This window comes from Isosphaeraceae bacterium EP7, from assembly GCA_038400315.1.
Classification (GTDB): Bacteria; Planctomycetota; Planctomycetia; order Isosphaerales; family Isosphaeraceae; genus EP7.
On sequence record CP151667.1, the window covers coordinates 661,714 to 682,088 of the forward strand.

The 20,375-nt window shown below is 64.8% G+C and carries 16 protein-coding genes; 8 read left to right on the forward strand and 8 right to left on the reverse strand.

What is annotated here, in order from left to right:
* The first annotated feature begins 89 nt into the window (after positions 1 to 89).
* Together EP7_RS02650 and EP7_RS02655 are read left to right on the forward strand one after the other, a co-directional pair.
* Positions 90 to 782 carry a 3-keto-disaccharide hydrolase gene (locus EP7_RS02650; RefSeq protein ID WP_463526026.1) on the forward strand — a complete coding sequence of 231 codons (693 nt, stop codon included), beginning with the start codon at positions 90 to 92 and terminating at the stop codon, positions 780 to 782.
* Positions 783 to 851: 69 nt separating this feature from the next.
* On the forward strand, positions 852 to 1,565 hold the full coding sequence (locus tag EP7_RS02655) for a VOC family protein (RefSeq protein ID WP_463526027.1): 714 nt from the start codon (positions 852 to 854) through the stop codon (positions 1,563 to 1,565).
* Between the two features lie 10 nt (positions 1,566 to 1,575).
* Here EP7_RS02655 and EP7_RS02660 read toward each other — a convergent pair whose 3' ends face one another.
* The 6 genes from EP7_RS02660 to nuoL form a co-directional block, all read right to left on the reverse strand.
* Complete coding sequence (locus EP7_RS02660) at positions 1,576 to 2,460, reverse strand: carbon-nitrogen hydrolase family protein (protein WP_463526028.1); 885 nt, start codon at positions 2,458 to 2,460, stop codon at positions 1,576 to 1,578.
* Positions 2,461 to 2,634: 174 nt separating this feature from the next.
* The gene (locus tag EP7_RS02665; RefSeq protein ID WP_463526029.1) at positions 2,635 to 3,129 is read right to left on the reverse strand and encodes a hypothetical protein; all 495 of its coding nucleotides are present in this window, start codon (positions 3,127 to 3,129) and stop codon (positions 2,635 to 2,637) included.
* A gap of 245 nt (positions 3,130 to 3,374) precedes the next feature.
* A complete protein-coding gene (locus EP7_RS02670; protein WP_463526030.1) occupies positions 3,375 to 4,115 on the reverse strand; it encodes an SDR family NAD(P)-dependent oxidoreductase in 741 nt (246 codons plus the stop codon).
* A 129-nt stretch (positions 4,116 to 4,244) separates the two neighbouring features.
* Positions 4,245 to 4,451, reverse strand: a complete 207-nt coding sequence (locus EP7_RS02675) for a hypothetical protein (protein ID WP_463526031.1) — start codon at positions 4,449 to 4,451, stop codon at positions 4,245 to 4,247.
* A 255-nt stretch (positions 4,452 to 4,706) separates the two neighbouring features.
* Positions 4,707 to 6,542 (reverse strand): complex I subunit 4 family protein, encoded by a 1,836-nt coding sequence (locus EP7_RS02680; protein ID WP_463526032.1) that lies wholly within the window; start codon positions 6,540 to 6,542, stop codon positions 4,707 to 4,709.
* Positions 6,543 to 6,652: 110 nt separating this feature from the next.
* Entirely contained in the window at positions 6,653 to 8,995 is a 2,343-nt protein-coding gene (gene nuoL, locus EP7_RS02685) for an NADH-quinone oxidoreductase subunit L (protein ID WP_463526033.1), read from the reverse strand.
* A gap of 306 nt (positions 8,996 to 9,301) precedes the next feature.
* Here nuoL and EP7_RS02690 point away from each other — a divergent pair, with 306 nt between their 5' ends.
* Entirely contained in the window at positions 9,302 to 10,909 is a 1,608-nt protein-coding gene (locus EP7_RS02690) for a hypothetical protein (RefSeq protein ID WP_463526034.1), read from the forward strand.
* On the forward strand, positions 10,906 to 11,946 hold the full coding sequence (locus tag EP7_RS02695; RefSeq protein WP_463526035.1) for a membrane dipeptidase: 1,041 nt from the start codon (positions 10,906 to 10,908) through the stop codon (positions 11,944 to 11,946). The genes EP7_RS02690 and EP7_RS02695 overlap by 4 nt, the downstream gene beginning before the upstream one ends.
* A 49-nt stretch (positions 11,947 to 11,995) precedes the next feature.
* On the opposite strand, the gene EP7_RS02700 is transcribed toward EP7_RS02695, so the two are convergent.
* Positions 11,996 to 12,844 carry a helix-turn-helix transcriptional regulator gene (locus tag EP7_RS02700; RefSeq protein ID WP_463526037.1) on the reverse strand — a complete coding sequence of 283 codons (849 nt, stop codon included), beginning with the start codon at positions 12,842 to 12,844 and terminating at the stop codon, positions 11,996 to 11,998.
* A gap of 393 nt (positions 12,845 to 13,237) precedes the next feature.
* On the opposite strand from EP7_RS02700, the gene EP7_RS02705 reads away from it, so the two are divergent.
* The 3 genes from EP7_RS02705 to EP7_RS02715 all read left to right on the forward strand — a co-directional run bounded on the left by EP7_RS02705 (position 13,238) and on the right by EP7_RS02715 (position 18,748).
* Positions 13,238 to 13,630: a hypothetical protein gene (locus tag EP7_RS02705; RefSeq protein WP_463526038.1), complete on the forward strand. Its 393-nt coding sequence runs from the start codon at positions 13,238 to 13,240 to the stop codon at positions 13,628 to 13,630.
* Positions 13,631 to 14,224: 594 nt separating this feature from the next.
* Positions 14,225 to 15,349 (forward strand): dipeptidase, encoded by a 1,125-nt coding sequence (locus tag EP7_RS02710; RefSeq protein WP_463526039.1) that lies wholly within the window; start codon positions 14,225 to 14,227, stop codon positions 15,347 to 15,349.
* A gap of 315 nt (positions 15,350 to 15,664) precedes the next feature.
* Entirely contained in the window at positions 15,665 to 18,748 is a 3,084-nt protein-coding gene (locus EP7_RS02715) for a tetratricopeptide repeat protein (RefSeq protein ID WP_463526040.1), read from the forward strand.
* Between the two features lie 4 nt (positions 18,749 to 18,752).
* On the opposite strand, the gene EP7_RS02720 is transcribed toward EP7_RS02715, so the two are convergent.
* On the reverse strand, positions 18,753 to 19,688 hold the full coding sequence (locus tag EP7_RS02720; protein ID WP_463526041.1) for a hypothetical protein: 936 nt from the start codon (positions 19,686 to 19,688) through the stop codon (positions 18,753 to 18,755).
* A gap of 368 nt (positions 19,689 to 20,056) precedes the next feature.
* Here EP7_RS02720 and groES point away from each other — a divergent pair, with 368 nt between their 5' ends.
* A complete protein-coding gene (gene groES / locus EP7_RS02725; RefSeq protein ID WP_463526042.1) occupies positions 20,057 to 20,350 on the forward strand; it encodes a co-chaperone GroES in 294 nt (97 codons plus the stop codon).
* Positions 20,351 to 20,375 lie beyond the last annotated feature (25 nt).

A 20,375-nucleotide genomic window follows, 5' to 3' on the forward strand; every position in this document is an offset into this window, starting at 1 on the left:
TGTTACGGTGTCCCCCCTTCCTGCCCGCGGGCCCTGCCCCGCCGGCCTTCCCAGCCCATTTTTTTCGATGAACGCGTCGGGGGACGACCATGCGACCCGTACGAATCAGCCCCGCCATCTTCGCCGCGGCCCTGCTCTCGCTCGCCCTCGTCGCCGCCGACGACAAGCAGGCCGCCGCGCCGCCCCGATCCCTGTTCGACGGCTCGACCCTCGACGGTTGGAAGCCCTGCTACAGCAAGGGGGGCGAGCTCAAGGTGGTCGACGGCGCCCTGATCCTTCCGCTCGGCAAGCCCATGACCGGCATCGTCTCGACCCGGACCGACCTGCCCAGCGTCGACTATGAGCTGACCTACGAAGCACGCCGCACCGCCGGGACCGACTTCTTCGCCGCCGCCACCTTCCCGGTGAATGCCTCGTTTGTCACCCTGGTCAACGGCGGCTGGGGGGGCAACATCACGGGCATCTCCAGCATCAACGGCGTGGATGCCTCGGAGAACCAGACCGCCACCTTCGTCCGCTACAAAGACCAGAATTGGTACGCCTTCAAGGTCGTCGTGACCGGCGACGTCATCCTCTGCTACGTCGATGACAAGCCCGTCGTGCAGCTCTCCCACAAGGACCTTCAGCTCACCACCCGGATCGAGACCCGCGCCACCGAGCCCCTCGGCTTCGCCACCTGGAACACCGCAGGGGCCCTCCGCAAGATCCAGGTCCGCCGCCTCACCCCCGCCGAGGTCGCCGCCGCCGACAAGGTCGTCAGCCAGCTTGAGGAAGGTAAGTGAGCCACACGCGTGACGCGGGAGCCCAGCCGCGTCGAGCGCCGTTCAAGGCATCGGACCCCTGGAGGAACGATGAGTCACGAATGTGCGATCCCCGTGTTCCCTTGCGTCTCGCCCGATGAGACGCTGGAATTCTACGAGACGCTTGGCTTCACGGTGACCTACCGTCAGACGAAGCCTTACGTCTACCTGGCCGTGAAGCGTGGCGGGTTCGACCTGCATTTCTACCGGGGCGTGAAGCCGGCGGAGGGCGGCACGCCCGGAATGTGCCTTGTCATGGTCGACGACGTCGGGCCCCAACACGGGGCCTTCACCTCGGCCTTGAAGGCCAAGCATGGCAAGGTCCCGACCGCCGGCATCCCCCGGATCACCCGGCTGCGCGAGGGCCAGAAGCGGTTCACCGTGATCGATCCTTGCGGCAACTCGATCATCTTCATCGCGCGAGACGAGCCGGCCTACGAGTATCCCGACAAGGAAGTCTGGGCGAAGCTGACGCCGATGGTTCGGGCGATCGAGACGGCGGCGAACTTCCGCGACATGCGAGGCATGGACTCGTCGGCCGCCAGGACGCTGGACGCGGCCCTGGCCAAGAACCCCGATGCCACGCCGATTGAGCGGGCCCGGGCGCTGGCCGCACGCGCCGAGCTGGCGGTGGCGATGGGCGATCCGGAGCGTGCCCGGACCGCACGCGCGGAGCTGGAACAGATCCCGCTGACCGAGGACGATCGCGACCGCTATCGCGAGGAGTTGCGGGCGCTCGATGCCGTCGAGCGGATGCAACTTTGATGAGCCCGCCTCATCGGACTTCGGCGAGCGAGCCATACAACTCGGGGCGGCGGAAGCGGTAGAGGTATTCCGGCTCGGCGCGGGCCTGGCGCAGGACGTCGGCCGAGAGGTCGACGACGAGCATGCCGGGCTCTCCGGTGGGGGCCGCCCAGTCGCCGAAGACGTTCCCACGCGGGTCGACGGCCATCCCACCCCCCGGGAAGAACTGGCTGACCGAGGCGCAGGTCGGCGTGCCGACATAGTTGCAGGCGACGCCGTAGACGCCGTTCTCGGCGCATCGGGACTTCAACGCGGTTCCCGCCCAACTGGCCCACCCCTGAGGGGTCACGGGGGGAGGGTCGGAGGCGAAGGGGAAGAGGACGATCTCGACGTTCTGGACGGCGAGCAGGCGGGTCGATTCCGGCATCAGGGCATCGAAGCAGATATTCGCGCCGATGCGTCCCAGCGGGGTCTCGACCACTTTGGGCACACCCCCGCCGTTGTAGAACGGCGTCTCATACATGGGGACGTGCATCTTGCGCCAGTGCCCGACCAGCCCTGACCCATCCACCAGAACCTGGGTGTTGTGGAGCACGTTCCCGGCGTCTTCCAGCAGGCCCGCGGAGACCATCAGGCCGTGCTCGGCCGCGATCCGGGCAAGACCCCGGACGGCCGGGCCGTCGAGCGCCTGGGCGATCGTCCGGCCGATCTGGAGCGTCTCACGCAGCCAGGCGTCGTGGTCCTGCGTGGGATGGTTCGGCAGGAACCCCGAGAGGGAAAGCTCCTGGAACAGCACCAGTTGGGCGCCTGCCGAGGCGGCGTTGCCGGCCCATTCGGAGATTTTCTCGAGATTCTCCGCGAGCTGCCCCGGCTGTGTGTCCACGGCGACCGCGGCGATGCGCACGTCGTTGAGCATGGGAACATTCCAACGAGGGGGGGAGCCGGCGGCGACCGGTCGGCCTCGACCGTCATCATCCCGCCTCTGTTATATCGAGCGGCCCGCGTATTCTACGCCCCGGGGAAACGGCCGCGGGCCGCGGGGAATTCCCCTCGGCCCGGCGTGGAGCGGCGTTGGATGGGGCGCTGGTCGTCAGCGGGCTCGTGTGGCGGGGGTCTCTTCCTTGGCCTTGGCGATGACCTTGGAGGCGACCTGGGCCGAGACGTAGCAGGGGAGGCGACGCTTGGGGACGCTGGCTCCGTCGACCTGCGGGTCGAGGCGGATGCCGCGGCGCAGGGTGCGCGGGGGCTTGCCGGGCTCGCGGATCACGATGGCGAAGGTGCAGTCGTGGTCGGCGCTGGCGCTCTTGGCCAGGAACGGGGTGGGGTCGAGGAACCCCCGGCGGTCGACCTTCTGCTTGATCACGTCGAACTCGCAGGCGGCGTGCGCCGGCTTGATCTCGACCTCGCAGCCATCCTTGCCGAGCCCCGCGATGCGCAGCTCGAGCTTGATCTGATTGATCACCTCGGGCTGAGACTCGAGGTCGAGGTCCAGACCGGCCCGGGCGGGGGACACGCCGAACGCGGCGAGGGCGAACAGCGCGAGGGCCAACGGTGCGGCCTTCCGGGACCGGAATTTGCCTTGCATGCGGCGGCCTCCTTGCCGACCTGGGACGGGAGCCTGCTCCGACGGACGAGGGACCGAACCTGAATCGATCGCCTTCATAGGTGTAAACCCCACGCAGACCCGCATGACCCATCCATGGGCCGGCGGCCTGTCTCGGGATCGTCTCCACCCGCGTCGCAGCCCATCCGCGGCAGGCGGGACCATATCCAACACTCAAGCGAGCGGCAAGGTCAACTTCACGCGCCGCCGCGGCAAGCCACGCACGCTCAGATCGTCCGTCCGCCGTCGAGCACCACCACCTGGGCGGTCATCAGGCTCGTCACGTCGGCCAGGAAGACGATCGCCTCGGCGATGTCCTCGGCCGTCGCCGGCCGGCCCAGCGGCGTCGCCTTCATCGCCTGCTCGACCATGTCCTGATGGTCGGCCAGCCAGCGCGTCTGCACCGGCCCGGGCGCCACGGCGTTGACCCGAACCTTGGGCGCGAACGCCTTGGCCAGGCTCTTGGTCAGCGTGATGACGGCCCCCTTGCTGGCCGCATACGCGATCGAGCTGCCCGCGCCGGCGATGCCCGCCACGCTCGCCACGTTGACGATGTTCCCCCCCCGCCCTTCCAGGTGCGGCATCGCCGCCCGGCAGGCGTAGAACGTCCCCTTGACGTTCACCTGGAGGATGTCGTCCCAGACCGACTCCGTCAGCCCGTCCAGGTCGCGATGCTCGACGAACGACGTCGTCGCAGCATTGTTCACCAGCACATCCAGCCCGCCGAACTCGGCGACCGTCCGCTCGACCATCCCCCGAACCTGCCCATCATCGCCGACATTCGCCTGAACCACGATCACCTTGGCACCCCGGGACCGGACCCCGTCGGCCGCCTCCTCCGCCTCGGCCTTCGACTTCGAGTAATTCACGACGACCGAATAGCCGCGATCCGCCAGCATCCAGGCCGTCGCCCGACCGATGCCCGTGGCCGAACCGGTGACGATCGCAACCTTCGTAGTCGTGCTCATGCGATTCATTCCTGGAAAGTGCGACGCCGATTCTGCGGGCGTCATCGAGCATTGCGGATCGGAGGGGCTAACCGCGCCTCGGCCCATCGGGGTTGCCCGAAAGCGGGCAGACTGAGTTGAACAAGGCGTTCAAAGATCCAGGGGCTCTTTCACGGTCTCATCGAGATACCAGACTGTGAGCTTGTAACTGCGCATCCAGTATTCCGTCACCGAGACGACGTTCCGGGAACCGATCAGGGAAGCGAACTCCTCCGCCTCACTCCTCACCGCCTCCACGATGGCCGTCTCGCTCCATTTCAGCTTCCATCCCGAAGAGAACGTTTTGTGACGGAGCACATGACACCCCTACGGATTCTCGCGGGCGAGCCCCGCCTTGATTGGCTTGTCACCGAGCAATGTCGCACGAGACATCGCGGATTGCCAGGCGGTTGATTCGGTTGCAGACCACGGTTCTTGGAGGCGTTCTCGGGCCCGCTTGGAGGAGGGACTCGCCTTCACCGTTCGAGGAGACCGTCGGCGAGACATTTCGAACGCACGATGCCCGGCCGGGGGCTCCGGCCGGGCATCGTGCGGAATCACGAAGGCATCGTCTCAGCGTGCCGCGGCGGCGGGCTCGGCGAGGGTGGCCTTGATTGCGGGCTGGGCGAAGATGACGGGCTTGGGCGTGACCCGGGCCTCGCCCTTGGCCACGGCGTTCACCATCTGGTCGACCGACGGGCTCATCCACGAGAGGATCAGCTGCGGGGCGACGCCCATGATAACGGTCAGGACGACGAGCGGGATGGAGATCAGGATCTCGCGGCCGGTCAGGTCGGGCAGCTTGGAGAGGTCGACATCATGGTGGCCGTGGGCGTGCTCGACGGCATGCGTCGACTCGTCTCCGTGGCCATGTCCATGCCCGTGGTCGTCGGCGGCCTGGCCGGGGAGCTTGCCCAGGAAGATGCGCTGGAGAGTCCAGAGGATGTAGCCGGCCGTCAGGATCACCGCCGCGGCGGCCAGCACGCCCAGGATGGGGCTGTACTTGAACGCGGCCAAGACGACGAAGACCTCGGCGATGAAGCCGCAGAGGCCGGGCAGGCCCATCGAGCCGAAGAAAAGCAGGAACGAGACGGCCCCGTACATCGGCATCACGTTCCAGAGGCCGCCGAACTTGTTCAGGTCGCGGGTGTGGGCCCGCTCATAGATGACGCCGACGAGGAAGAACATGCCGGTGGACGTGATGCCGTGGGCCAGCATCATGAACATCGCCCCGTTCACGCCGTAGGCGTAGTAGCGGGGGTCGTCCACCAGGTTCATCGCCGCCATGCCCAGCGTGACGTAGCCCATGTGGCTGACCGAGCTGTAGGCCACCAGCTTCTTGAAGTCGGTCTGCGCCATGGCCGCCAGAGCGCCGTAAATGATGCTGAAGACGCCGAGGCCCGCGACGTAGGGGGCCCAGTCATAGGCACCCGCGGGGGCAAGCGGCCAGGCGAGCCGGATCAGTCCGTAGCCGCCGATCTTCAGCAGGACGCCCGCCAGGATCATCGAGATGGGCGTGGGCGCCTGCACGTGGGCGTCGGGCAACCAGGTGTGGAACGGGAAGCTGGGCAGCTTGACCAGGAAGCCGATCAGGAACAGCAAGAAGACGACGCGCTGGGTTGCCACCCCGTAATAGCTCGTCTCGGACGCCGCCTGCGCCACCTTCACCGCGTCGAAGCTATGCGCGGTGTAAGGCACCCCGTTCAAGGTCGACGGGGCGTCGCCGGTGGAGAAGAACAGGATCAGGATGGCGACCAGGATGAAGACCGAGCCGAAGAGGGTGTACAGCAGGAACTTGATCGCCGCGTACTCCCTGTTCTCGCCGCCCCAGATGGCGATGAGGAAGTACATCGGCAGCAGCATCACTTCGAAGAAGACGTAGAAGAGGAACATGTCGAGCGCCAGGAAGACGCCCATCATGCTCGACGTCAGCAGCAGGAACAGCGAGAAGTACCCCTTGACGTTCTTCTCGATGGAGAACGACGCCAGGCAGGCCAGCGAGTTCACCAGCCCGGCCAGCAGGATCAGGCTCAGGCTGATGCCGTCCAGGCCCAGGTAATACTGGATGTTGAACGCCGGGATCCAGGCGTTGCGGACGACCAGGTCGCCATCGGCCGAGGCCGGTTGGGACGCGGTGGGCTGGCCCGACAGGCTCGCCTGGCCGGGGGCCTCAAGGCCCGAGATGATGGGGTTGGCCGCCGCGCGATCGCGCAGCGTGCGCGCCATCGGCGTGTTCTCGCCCGACGTGTACGTGCTGAACGCGACCAGCGTCAGCAGCGACGTCAGCACCGTGACTCCCAGGGCGAAGCCGCGGATTGCCGCGACCATCGTCTTGGGGATGAGCAGGACGAACAGGCATCCGCCCAGGGGGATCGCCCATAGCAGGCTCAGCAGCAGGTCGTCGCTCATTGGTGGGGCTCGTGACCGTTTGCGATGCGGCGCCTCGTGCCGAGGCGCCCTTGGATGTCAATCTGTCGATGATCGGATCGATGGGGCGGCAGACGGGCGACCGGGTCGCGTCAGCCTGACACCCACGCGACGACCCCGGCGAACAGGCCGATGACCCCGACGGCCAAAACCATCAGGTAGTTGCGCAGCAGGCCCGTCTGGATCGAGCGGAAGCGGTCGCCGAGGGCGTAGACCACGCCGGCCGTCAGGTTGACCAGGCCGTCCACCATGATCCGGTCGAACAGCCCGCTGATCCGGCTCAGGAGCAGGGTCAGCCGGGCCGACAGGTTCACGAAGAAGTCGACCACACCCTTGTCGAACGCCGCCACGCCGCGGGCCAGCGCCAGGCAGGGGCGGACCAGCGTGGCCCCGTACAACTCGTCGAAGTACCACTTGTGCTTGAGGAAGCTCGTCACCCCGGCGAACCGGGTCGCGACGACCGACGACTCATACCGCTTGTACTTGGCCGAGTAGAAGAGGAAGGCACCGCCGATGCCCAGGCTGGCCACGATCAGCGACGCCACCATCGCCAGCCAGTGGGCCGCCGGGGCGTGCTCGTGCAGCGGGATCGGCGCCCCGTAGGCGATCATCTGCTCCAGGACCGGGGTGGCCAGCGGGACCACGATCCAGGGCCAGCCGATCGCCACCGTCGGGATCGCCAGGGCGATCAGGGGCCACGACATCAGCGGTTCGCTCTCGTGGGCGTGCGCCACGGGATCGCCGTGGTGGTGATGCCCGTGGGCATCGTGCGTGTCCGCGAGGCCCAGGCTGCGCGAGTTGCCGTCGAAGACCAGCAGCCACATCCGGAACATGTAGAAGGCCGTGATCGCCGCCCCCACGCACGGCAGGACGAACAGGAGCGAGTGGGCCGGCCGTTCCATCGCCAGGGCCAGGGCCGAGGCCAGGATCGCGTCCTTGGAGTAGAACCCGCTGAACAGCGGCACGCCCGAGATGGCGCAGGTGGCCAGCAGCATGGTCAGCGCCGTGACGGGCATCTTCGGCCGCAAGCCGCCCAGCTTGTGCATGTCATAGGTGTGCACGCTGTGGTAGATGCTGCCGGCGCCCAGGAACAGCAGGGCCTTGAAGCAGGCGTGCGTGATCAGGTGGAACAGGCCGGCCGCCCAGCCGCCCACCCCCAGGCCCAGCATCATGAACCCGAGCTGGCTGACGGTCGAGTACGCCAGCACCTTCTTGTAGTCGTCCTGCACCACCGCGATCGTCGCCGCGATGAACAGGGTGATCCCGCCGGTGTAGGCGATGTAGAGCAGTGCGGGGTCGGTGAAGACCGGGAAGAATCGGCCGACCAGGTACACTCCCGCCGCCACCATCGTCGCCGCGTGGATGAGCGCCGAGACGGGCGTGGGGCCGGCCATGGCGTCGGGCAGCCAGACGTGCAGCGGGAACTGGGCGCTCTTGCCCACGCAGCCGGCGAAGATCCCCAGGCCGGCCAGCGTCAGCATCCAGAGCGGGATCTGCCGCGCCCGCCCGGTCGCCTCGTCCTTCAGCACCTCGCCGCTGGCCTGATCCTTCAGCTGGATCACGTCCTTGCCGTCGATGAGCGTCTCGTTCAGGTGCCCCGACGAGTCGCGGACCGTGGTGTTGATCTCGCGGATGTCGAACGTCCCCAGGGCCCCCCAGAGCAGGCCCAGGCCCAGCAGCATCCCCACGTCGCCCACGCGGTTGGTGATGAAGGCCTTGTTGGCCGCGTCGGCGTTCTTCTTGTCCTCATACCAGAAGCCGATGAGGAAATATGAGCATACCCCCACCAACTCCCAGAACATGAAAACCATGAAGATCGAGCCGGAGGCGACCAGGCCCAGCATGCTGAAGCAGAACAGCGACAGGTAGGCGAAGAACCGGGGATATCGCGGGTCGCCCCGCATGTAGGCCATCGAGTACAGGTGAACAAGCGTAGCGATGAACGTGACCATCACGAAGACGATCACGGTCAGGTTGTCGATGTGGATCGACAGCGGGATCGTCAAGTCCTCGAACCTCGCCGAGCTACCCGGCAGGGCCATGGTCCCCAGCGAGATCCACTCGAACTCGGCCGTCCAGGCCTGGGGGCCGGCGTGCGGCGGCCTGGGTGTGGCGGGCTCGGCCTTGGTCGCCAGGGCATCGTGCGCCGGGCCGGCCTTGGGGTCGGCGGCGGCCTCGTGGCCGGCGATATCGTGCGGCACCTCGCCGTGGCCGTCCTCGCCCGCCGCGGCATGGTTGCCCGCGAACACGGCGGCGGCATTCTGGCCGAAGTAGACGAACGATCCGACCAGGCTCAGCGCGAACGAGGTCAGGATGGCCCCCGTCGCGATCGTGGCATTCAGCCGGCCCAACCAGCGGATCCCCAGGAGCTGGATCGCCGAGGCGAACAGCGGGATCAAGACGGCGGCGACGTACAGGGAGACCTGCCAGCTCATCCTATCGCCTCGTGCGGATCTGGTGCAGATCTTCGGTGGGGGGCCGACCGCCGGCGACCATCGCGGGCGATGGCGCCGCGTCCGGGCACACTTGAAGTCGACGCCCTTGGCGGTACGGGGATGGTGAACTATGTCACAGCACCTTACCCATTGCAAGACCCCCCCGACCGCCCCATCCGCGTGCTTTTCTCGCCCCTCGTCGACCCCGGCGGCCGGGCTGTCGGCATTTTGCCCACGCGGATACAATCCCCCCGAAAGTCGGGGCAATTCACCGCGGCGACGGGGTCTCTTCGAATGCTGATGGACATGGCGGCCCTCCTCGCGAGCCTCGCGATCGCGGGGGCCGATGCCCCCGCGGCGGTGGCCCCCGCGAGCCCGGCCGAGTTCCGGCTGGTTCACCCCGAGACGCAGCTCAGGCGCGTGCTCGAGCTCTTCCGCAACGCCAGGGCCCGCAACCCGGCCATGGCGCTCGTCGCCTGGAAGCTGGCCGGCCGGTCGATGACCCCCCCCTGGTCGCTGGGCAAGGCACGAGAGGCCGCGATTGCCGCGATCAATCCCGACATGATCGACGAGGTGTCCCACCTCGACGCCGCGCGGTTCATCCTCGAGCCCCAGCCCGAAACGCTCCCCCGCTGGCGGCTGGCCGTCCCCCAGGACGACGGCACCCTGGGCGCCTTCATGGACGCCATGACGTTCTCCATCGGTGCCGCCCAGCCGCCGCTGCAAGACGTGCCTGTCAACCGGGTCGGTCTCGGCCCCCTGATCCTGGCGGCCCGGCCGGTCGACCGCGGCCTGGTCGTGGCCACCACCCGCGACGACCTCGCCCTCACCCTGTTCGGCCCGACCCCCGATGTCCAGGGCTGGCCCAAGGTCGACTCCGGCGTCCTCGCCCGGTTCGACGTCCAGGCCCTGGCCCGCGGCCTCGACGGCGGTTCCGTCCCCCGGCGGCAGGTTTCGCATACCCTGGCCACCCTGAAGGCACGCAGCCTCACCGCCGTCGCCCACCTCGCCGACGGCGCCGCCAGGCTCGACCTCCGCCTGACTCTCTCCGAAGGGACGCCCGCCCCGACCTGCACGCTCGACCTCGCCTGGCTCGACCTCATCCCTTCGAGGGCCTCGGCCGTCGCCACCCTGGCCGTCAACCCCACCGCCGATGGCCTCGCCAGCCTCTTCGCCCTCATCGACGCCGCCGAGAAGGCCGACCCCGCCCGCTCTGGTGTGGCGCCCGCCCGGACCAGGCTGAACATTCTCACGATGCTGGCCCGCGTCAACCTGGACGCCGACCTCTGGCCCCTGCTCCGCGGCCTCACCGTGGGCGCGATGGACGAGCGACTGAACCCGGACCGGCCGGCCATCTTCGCCCTGATCCACCTCGATTCCGAGGCCTCCGCCGCACGGGTCCTCGACCGGGTCGTCCTGCGCATCGCCCCTCGCCTGCTCCGCTCGGGCCGACCCGCCCCGTTCGTCGAGGGCTCCGTGGTTGCACTCGGCCTCGCCGACGGCCAGCCCGTCGAGGCCAGCCGGAAGGGCTCGACGGTCGTCATCGGCCTGGGTCGCGGGGTCGCCGCCCTGGCACTCGATTCCGCGGCCCGCCCCTCCGGCTCCGCGACGGCCGAGTTGAAGGTCGCCTACGCCAAGCATGGAACGCCCGCGCGTGCGGGCTGGGCCCGCCCCGGCCGCTTTCCGGGCCTGGCCATCCCCCCCAGATCCCCGCTCGCCGCAGCCCTCGAAGCCGCCGGGCCCCTGCTCTGGATCGGCCGAGACGAGCCCGACGCCCTGCACGACGAACTGACCTGGCCCGCGCTGAAGCCCGCCATCGAGGCCTTCCTCGCCCGCCTGCCCATGGAATTCCCCACCGACCGAGGGCGCCTCGGCCGGGGCGCCGCCGCCGCCGCCGTGGAGACCAAGCCTTGAACCCCCGCAAGCCCATTCCCCCGCGCCTGGTCGACCTTCACGTCGACTGGTCCCTCCAGTACGCCGGCGAGTCCACCCTCTTCCACCCCGACAGTTACGCCGACATCCCCGTCCGCCTGCCGCAGGTCGACGGCTACCTGGGCGCGACCCGCGCCGCCGTGCTCGCCTGCTACCGCGACGCCGAAGACTGGGCCCACCAACCCGACCCCTGGCAGGCCCTCATCGCCCAGATCACCGCGCTCGAATCCGAATTCTCCGGCCGCATCCTGATGGGCCCCGACGACCTCGCCTTCTGGCAATCCGAGCCCGACCAACTCTGCTGGGGAGTCCTCGGAGTCGAGGGCTTCGACGCCCTGATCCGTACCCGCGCCGACCTCGACCGCCTCGCCCCGCTCTTCCATCGCGGCGTCCGTGTCTTCCAGCCCACCTATCTCGCCACCAGCCTCCTCGCCGGCTCCTCCCAGTCCAAAGACGACCGGGGCCTCCTCGACCTGGGCCGCGACTTCCTTGCCACCCTTCTCTCCCTCGCCCCGCCCGCCAACGAACCCGGCCCCCGGCCCATCCTCGACCTGGCCCACCTGAACCCTCTCTCGTGTTCCCAGGTCCTCGACTGGTACGAATCCGACCCCACCCACGCCGAGCGTCTCCCCGTCGTCTACAGTCACGGAACCATCGCCCACCCCGCCTTCGACCACCCCCGAGCCCTCTCCCAGCCCAACCTCGTCCGCCTTCGAGCCCTGGGAGGAACCATCGGCCTCTCCGTCACTCCCCCCTTCACCACCTCCCCCGATCACCTCAAGTCCCTCATCGAGACCGCCGCCGCCATCCCCTTCAAGGGCGAGCCCGGCCTCGGTGGAATTGCCATCGGGACCGACTTCCTCGGAGTCGGAACCACCCACCCCACCCTCTCCAACGCCGAGCAAATCACCAACTGGCTCGCCGAATCCTTCAACCCCGCCGACGCCAAGGCCCTCGCCGCCGAGAATGCGCTGGAACTCATCGGGCGGGCCTGCGGGGGATCTCACCCTCAAGGATGACTCGCCGGGTGGTCCAAAACCGAGGGCGCCAATCGGGTTCCGGGGCGAGTCACCGAGCCTGGGCGTCCCGGGCGTTCGATTCCGACCAGTGGAGCGTCCCGCCCCAGCCACGGCGGATCCAGCGGGCCATCAGCTCGGCCCTTCCGTTGACCCCGAAGTGGGCGTAGATGGCCTTCGTGTACTGGTTGACCGTGTGTGTGCTCAGGGTCATGCGGGTCGCGATCTGCTTGTCGGAATCGCCCTCGAGCACGCAAGCTAACGTCTGCCGGATCCTCGGGGCCAGGTCGAGGGGCGACGGATCCTTGAAGCGGGCGAGCGGGCCCCCGAGGAGACTCGCCAGCGATGCGTTGGTTTCCTGCACGATCGCGATGTCCCGCGCCCCGAAGTCGCGTCGCCCCTTCTGCCGGTTCAGGACGATCCCCGAGGCCTCGTCATCCCCTGCACCGGGGATGGTCCTGAAGCACCAGAGGATGTGATCCACGCGGAAGGGCCGCTGGATCGCCTGGTAGTCGGCCGAGACGTACCAGGGTCGGTCCTCGAGGATCTGCGAGCGTGACAGGCAGATGCCGTCCTCGGCGACATGCCGCCGAAGGTGCTCGATCATCGCCGGCGACATGGTCGGGTCGTGCTCGAACTCGCGGAGCCCCGCTTCGATGGCGGCCATCTCGGCGAAACCGGTCTGCCACCCCCAGACGACGACGCCCAGGTCCCTGGGCGTCAGCGACCGGCATCCGGCCATCTCCCCCGCGTGACCGATGTCGGCGCCGGTCATGGCGGCGAGCCCTTCGATCAAGTGATCCCTCCAGCGGATCCGGTCGTCCCCGAGTTCGCGGCATTCCCCAATCAACTGGTAGATCGCCTTGGCGTCGCGATATCGAAGAATCGATGAATTCGCCATCGTGGTATCCCTGACCGACGGGGTGGACCAGACCCCCCTAATATTAGGGACTAGCGTGAATCGGTGCCATCGAGAAAAATTGGCCTGCGCACGCGTCCGAGGGCTTGGAAACCTCAAACGGAATGATCGCCTTTTTATGCCTATTATTGCCCGATTTGATCCAGAGAGAGGGACCAACTTCCTCGAATCCGTTCGACTCGTCGCCACGTGAATCCTTGACTCGCAGCAGCCTTCGATGGGCATGTTAGGAGTGATATGATCACGTATACAATTCAAGGGACTTCGGATCTTACCCTCGCAGGTTCGACCTTCGAAGGGGCGGCGTTCATCTTCAGCTTTCAGGCTGACTCATCGCGGATTGCCCCCGATCCCCGCGACCCAAGCCGAGAAAATGTGCCGATCCTCGCGGCAGACGTCACCGTCGACGGCCTTGGCGTCGCGGCGATTGCCGGCCTGCGACTCGCGAGACTGGCCGACGGACAATTACGCCTGGAAACGTGCGATGGCGTGGGGCTCTTCGTTTTAGAGGCCTCATTCCTGGACGACAATGGGCTTGCTGAATTGACGGACCTCGTCCCGGCCCTGAGCTTTCAGGGTCTCAAGGCGATTCCCACGAGTCTCGGGGCACTCACCTTCGCGGGCTCGGGCTCTGGAGCTCCATCGGGCATCACGTACCAGGCGTATTTCGACGTCCCCGAGCCGGCTTGCGCCGTCCCGACGGGTCTCAGCCTGGTCGAACTCCTCGGATACAGGGCATGCTTCGCGCAAGACCATTCGCAGGCCTGAATAGGCCTGAGGGGAGACTTCCAACCCCCTCCATCCTCGGGAATTCCGCGAGGATTTGAGGCCCCGCCCGCGTCACCGCGTCGGCGGGGCCTCCTTCATTGGGCCTGCGTGTTTCACGATCGCCGACGACCCGGCCTCGCCAAGGGGGCCGCCGATCAAGATCGGGTCCAAGGTTGTCCGTCCAGCCAAGGCTCTGACGTTCCAGTTGGCCACGATCGCGGTCCGGCGTGCGTCGTCCGCGGCGATCCTCGGGCGGATCGGTCGACGTCCAGCCCCGGTGAATTGTCCAGCCATGTTGCTGGAATCGGAGTCGCAACGCGGCGGTTCGCAGGTCGCGGCACATGGGAAGGGAGAGGAATCGAAGGACGAGAGTGGGGGCATCGGGCGTCGTCTTTGACCACCCGCGCGCCGCGGTCCCGGTCGCTCTCGCTTCGTTCTTGAACGGGAGATTCGGGTGGGGTCCAATCGGGGGCCGGCGAGGACGGGTGCAGGTCCTGTCGCCGAGATCAACTCTTATTCGGGAATCCCCGGTTCAAGTCCTCTTCGAATCGCGCCCGCGTCACCCCACGCTCACTCATAGCGAGGATGGAATCCATGCAATCGAGTCATACGCGGCGCGATTTTCTGACGGCAGCAGTCGGGGCGAACGTCGCGTTGGTGCTCGCGCCGGCATGGCTCCGGGCCCAGACCGACGCGGAGGACCCGAGGGTCGAGCGGGTGCTGGTCGACACCATCGGCATTGACATCCACAATCATGTCAACGTCAACGCCCCCGGGGCAAGGCCGCAGCAGGGCCCGAAGGATCAACAGAAGCCACAGCCCGCCCTCGACCTGGCCGACGAGATCAAACGCTCGGGGTTGTCGGCCGTCTGCGCGGCCTTCCGCCTCGACTTCAACGCCAGCGACCCCTACGCCACGTTCCTGCAAGGCCTCGACGCGATCGACGGCCAGTTGGCCAAGGACCGCATCACCCGCGCCCTGAACCTGAACGACCTCAAAACCGCACACGAAAAAGGCCAGCCGACCATCGTCCAGTCCATCGAAGGGGCGCATTTCCTCGAAGGACACCTCGACCGGGTGGAAGCGGTCTACAAGCGAGGGCTGCGCCACCTCCAATTGCTCCATGACAAGGGCGACAAGGTTACGCCGCTCGGCGACATCTACACCGAACCCGCCCGCCTGGGCGGCCTGACCGCCTTCGGAGCGGCCGTCGTCAAGGAGTGCAACCGGCTGGGCATCGTCGTCGACCTGGCCCACGCCAGCCACGAGACGGTCCTGGGCGCATTGAAGTCGTCCAACCAGCCGGTGATCGTCTCTCACACCAGCATCGACACGCGACCGGGTAAGAACCCCCGGATGGCGAAAATGATGGCCTCGCGGCTCATCAGCAAGGACCACGCCCGCGTCGTCGCCGACGCCGGCGGCGTGATCGGCGTGTGGACCAAGCTGTCCGACTCGATGGACGAGTACGTCACCGGCATCAAGGCGATGGTGGACGCCGTCGGCATCGACCACGTCGGAATCGGCACCGACACCGACATCCTCTCCTCCCGCCCCGGCCAATCCACCAACGCCGCCTGGCCCGGCCTCTCCGGCGGATTCTTCAAGGCGGCCGTCGCGGAGATGCTCCGCCAGGGCTTCACGCCCGACGAAATCGGCAAGATCGGCGGCGGCAACTTCTGCCGTGTTTTCGACAAGGTCACGACCGGCCACGCCTGAGGCGCCTCCGTTCCAAGAGCCGGTCGCGGCGACCAATCGTTCGGCCTGCGTCCCACCGGGGCCAACCCCAGGTGGATCGATTGCGGAGCGTTGACTTGCCATCGGAACCGACTTCCTTGGAGTCAACTCCACCCCAATTTTCCTTGCCAACATCGAGCAAATCGCCAACTGGCTCGCCGAAACCTTCAACTGGCCGACGCAAATTCCCTCGCCGCCGAGAATGCGCTGGAACTCATCGGGCGGGAGTGCGGGGGGCTTGGTATGATAGGATCACGGGTCGGTCGATTTGCTGGTTTTATGGTGGATGTCAGACACATGCCAGGCCGACGGATTCTGATTATCGGATCGCAGTGCAATAAATATAATTCTAAGCTTAGCTTTTTGCCAGATCTTGCCCAGCGGTTATACGATTTGATGGCCGATCCCGGGCCGGGCGAATTCGTTGCGACTCCTGGTGAAAATTGCCGATCGCAACTCCTCCTAGACCCGTCAGTCCGCGAGGCCAAGGATGCGATAAAAGCGGCACTTGATGAAGTAGGCAAGTCGGACGAGACCTTGATCCTCGCATACATCGGTCACGGCGAATTCTCCGAAGATTCGGGCGGCGACTTCTATCTTATGCCAACCGATGCATCAGAGACGACGTCCGACGGTGCGATTCACTTAGCTGAATTCATCAAAGACCGGATCAAATTCTGGCATGGAAGAGGCGGCTTGGTCGTGTTGCTGGATTCATGCCATGCCGGCGAAGCCGTCTGGCAATCGATGGAGCGATGGGCGCAATCACAGACAATACAGAGCGGTTTCGAGATTCTCACCGCGACCGACGACCGCGCCACAGCGAATGCACCGCTGATTCGTGCCCTCATCGGCGTCTTGGAACGCGGCGACCCGATGTCGGATGCTCGCATTCAGTGCCGGCACATCCACCGCATCCTCAAAGAACTGCATCGGCCCACGCAACACGTCGCCTACAACGGCGATGACAATCGCTTCTACCTGGCGCGGAATCCCGCCAAGGATCCCGGTGACGTTTTCTGGAAGGACAGCCCAGGACGTGCCCAGATCCTCAAGCAGACTGAATACTTCCTGCCCACATACCAACTGGCCCAACTCGTGGAATCCAGCCGACTTCACCCGGTAGTTGTGTTAACGGGCGAGACCGGGGTGGGGAAATCGACTCTCGCTGCGGCGTTCGCTCGCCCCGATCTGACCAGTGGCATGGTCCCGGACGAATTCGTGCAGGCCGTGGCGATCCTCGACTCCACGACCAATCAACGCATTCTCGCCGCTGATCTGTCGAAGCAGCTCCACCGTTCCGTACCATCCTGGCCCGAGGCCGTCGGGACGTTTGAGCGGAGCACTCCTCTCCAGGAGAGGGAGAGGCTCGGTCTACTCCGCGCGAAAGTCTTGCGACCCCTTGCTTACCTTCCCGGCTCGCCTTCGATCCGAATCGTCCTTGATGGGCTCAATCACCTGGACGAGATTACTCGCACCACAATCGGCGAGCTTCTCCAGGAACGCCCCGCCGCGCTAAGCCTGATCATCACAACCCATCCCGAGACGTCCGAGTGCCCGACGGGTCACCGTCTTCACTTCAACCGGACTCGCCGCGAAGACCTCAACACCTACCTGTCTGGCCGACGCATCCCGATTGAGTCGCGGGTCGCCATCCTCACAAGGGCACACGACCACTGGCTCCTTACCCAACTGCTGAGCGACGCCGTTCTGGCCGAGCCTGCGATCGACTTGAGGAATTTGCCGCAGACGGTCGATGGAGCCTATGCAAAGCTCCTCGATCAGGCAGGTGCATCAGACGCATGGCTCGACGGCTACCGAGCAGTGTTGGGGCCGCTGGCTGTGGCAGGAGTTGGCTCGGGCGTGCCACTTTCGCTTCTAATTCACGCGAGCGAAATTTTGGGTGGTCCCAAGGGCGAGGAGGCGGTTCGCAATCTCCTCAAAAAATTACGTGGCCTTATCCTCCGTCGCGACATGAATACCCCCGCGGAGCATGTCATCCTCTTTCACCCCACATTGGCGGACTTTCTGCTTAGTCAAGCGGCTCAATCGATTGGCTACGGCCTTGGCCAGAACGAAATTCACCTAGCTTTGATACAGGCCATAGGTGCTTTGGCACCAGTAGCCTCGTGCGAAACCGAAGCCCCAATCCAGAGATACGCGTTCCTTCGTGAAACTGGTCACTTGTGGGCAATTAAAGATTATGATGGGTGTATGACAAGCTTGCTGGAACGCCATTCGATGAGCCCAGCCGAGAATGTTGAACGAATAACATTCTGGCTCTCGAGGTTCCAGGGTGTACTCGTCGAAGCCGATTACAAACGCTTGCTTTTAAGGCGAGAGTTAGCGTCATGGACTGGCAGGGCAGGAGATGCGAAGAAGGCGTTGGAAATGTGTCAAGCGCTGTTGTTCGATTTAATAGGGAATTCGAACTCCTCGGAGAAGGATATCATTGAAACTAAAATCAATATCGCTCATTGGACACTTTTAGACGGCAATCCGAAAGAGGCATTAAGGTTGTGTAGATCATTGTTGGTTTGCCCAGATTTGATGGATGTTGCTGCTGAAGGGACTACGCAAGCAATTCAGAATACGATCGCTGCTTGTGTAGGCAGGTTGGGCGACCCTCAGGTTGCCTTAGACGTGCTAATGGATATTTTGCCTGTTATTCAGCGTATGATGGGTGACGATAATGAGTTTACAATCGTTATTCGCAATAATATTGCAACATGGACTGGCATTTCTGGCGATCTTCCAAAGGTAGTGGAAATCCTGGATTCGTTACTTCCAGATGCAACGCGAGTTCTAGGTCCGAATCATCCTATTACATTTTCGGTCCGCACTACCATGGCGAATTTGAGAGGAAGGATGGGTGATTGGCCAACATCTAAGCAGCTTTTTGTAGCTTTGTTGCGAGATCAACGGAAAATGCTGCATTCTCGTCATCCCGACATCCTTACTACTCGACATAATATTGCATCGTTAAAAGGTGAAACCGGGGATTATAAAGGCGCGATTAAGCGATATGAGGCATTGTTGCCGCTTCGGAGGAAAGTGATTGGCCCATTTCACTACCATACATTCTTGACACGCATTAATCTTGCGGCGTCATATTTGTTTGACGACGATTCGTTGAATGCTTTAACTCTTCTATATAAAATACTAGCCGAAAGTGAGCTTGAACTGGGCCGAGATCACCCGCTTTCTCTAGATGCAATTAAATATATAGCGTCGGCAACTTTTAAAGAGTCTAGAATTGCTGAATCACTTGAATGGCTGCATGAGGGGTTGTCGCGTGCCGCGGCACGTTTCGGAGACGGCAGCCCCATCTCGAACAGTTTTCGAGCCATTATCCAAGCATACGATCCAGATGCGTATTAAATAATTAGTTTAGAACCTCGATGACTTCGCGTCCTAATCTTGCCCGGCCAAGGTAGGTCTCGGCCCGGTGAGGGTCTTCACTGCATTCCTCGAACTTATTGCCTTCGAATCGCGATCCGGGCGGGACGCCGTTTCCAAAAAGAGGGCAAAGGTCGGGCTCGGCAGCGATTATGTCCTCGCGGTTAGCGACATTCAGCCAAACGCCGGCCATTGGGGGGAACGAGGCGGGAGGGATCAGCCGCTCGGTCACAATCGTCCGCAACCCGAGCGGCGATCCGAGCGTCACCAGCAACGGCAAAGGTTGATCCAGCATGTGCGCGCACTCGTAGGCGACGACCGAGCCGAGTGAGTGGCCGATGATCACGCTGGTATCGGCGTCGATCAAGTCGAGAACCGACTTTCGTGCCTTGGACCGGATGGATTCGTCCGTCAGGTATCGAGAGACTTGCGCCAATGACGGGACGAACCTCTCGGCCACGGACATTCCCGCGTTGGCAATCCAGGAGACGCGGGCGAGGGTTTTGATCGCCTCGCGCCAGTCGTTCCCTCGACCTTGGGCCTGGACTCGCTCCGATTCGCGTGCAATCTCGAGGGCGAGCCGAGCCTGGTCTGCGTCCTGGCTTCCGACCGGGGCGCGATCAGCGACCCGTTCCAGCCATTCCAAGGCGAGAACATCGGCTAATGCGGTTTGCTCGGGCGTCAAATCGCGAAGATCGGCTCCGCCCCCTTGCTGGTCGGGCGAGCGGAAGAGGTCGCCGTAATAGGCGACCCTGCACGAGATCCCATCGGCCCAAGTGCGCTGAGGCCAGATCCGATCAGCCAGATCCCCACGGCCCGCGACCCGGATCCCCCCCGCGAGCGCCGGCAGCCAGGACGACTCGATCAGGTCGGCCGATTCGCGTTGATTGTTGATTCCGTGGACCAAGACGATTGTGGCCATGTGCGAAGGCTCGTATTGCGTGTCAGGATGAATCAGGTTCAATCAGGACAGGACGAGCAGGATAAGGTTGTCTGGCCACGGATCATACTGCCGTTTTGGCAGGGAAGGTATTCGGTGCACTTGGAACGGCAGGCTCGATTGTAAGTTCTAGTTGGAATTTTAGATCGTAAGTGATTCCTGGTTAGTGATTTAAGTCAATTCTAAAGGTGGGGCACGCCCGTTGCATAGGGTCCATCATCATTCGAGCGCGTCCGGCCCCGCTGGCTGTGTGCGGCGGGGGGTCCTTGAGCTTGGTCTTCCGGATCGAGGTTGGGGACGACGGGCGCGAACGGTTAGTCGATGGTGAGTAGAGACGGGAGACTGCACCGATGAACTTGAAGCCACTGGGCGATCGCGTGGTCGTGGAGCGCGAAGAAGCCAAGTCGACGACCGCGGGCGGCATCGTCCTGCCCGACACCGCCAAGGACAAGCCCCAGAAGGGCAAGGTCACGGCGATCGGCGACGGCCGGATCACCAAGGACGGCAAGCGTCGCCCGTTGCAGGTCAAGGTCGGCGACACCGTCCTCTTCACCTCCTACGCCGGCGACGAGTTCAAGTTCCTCGGCGACAAGAAGGTCCTCCTCATGCGTGAGGATGACATCCTCGCCGTGATCGAAGACTGAACCGAGCCGAGCACGCCGCTCGCAC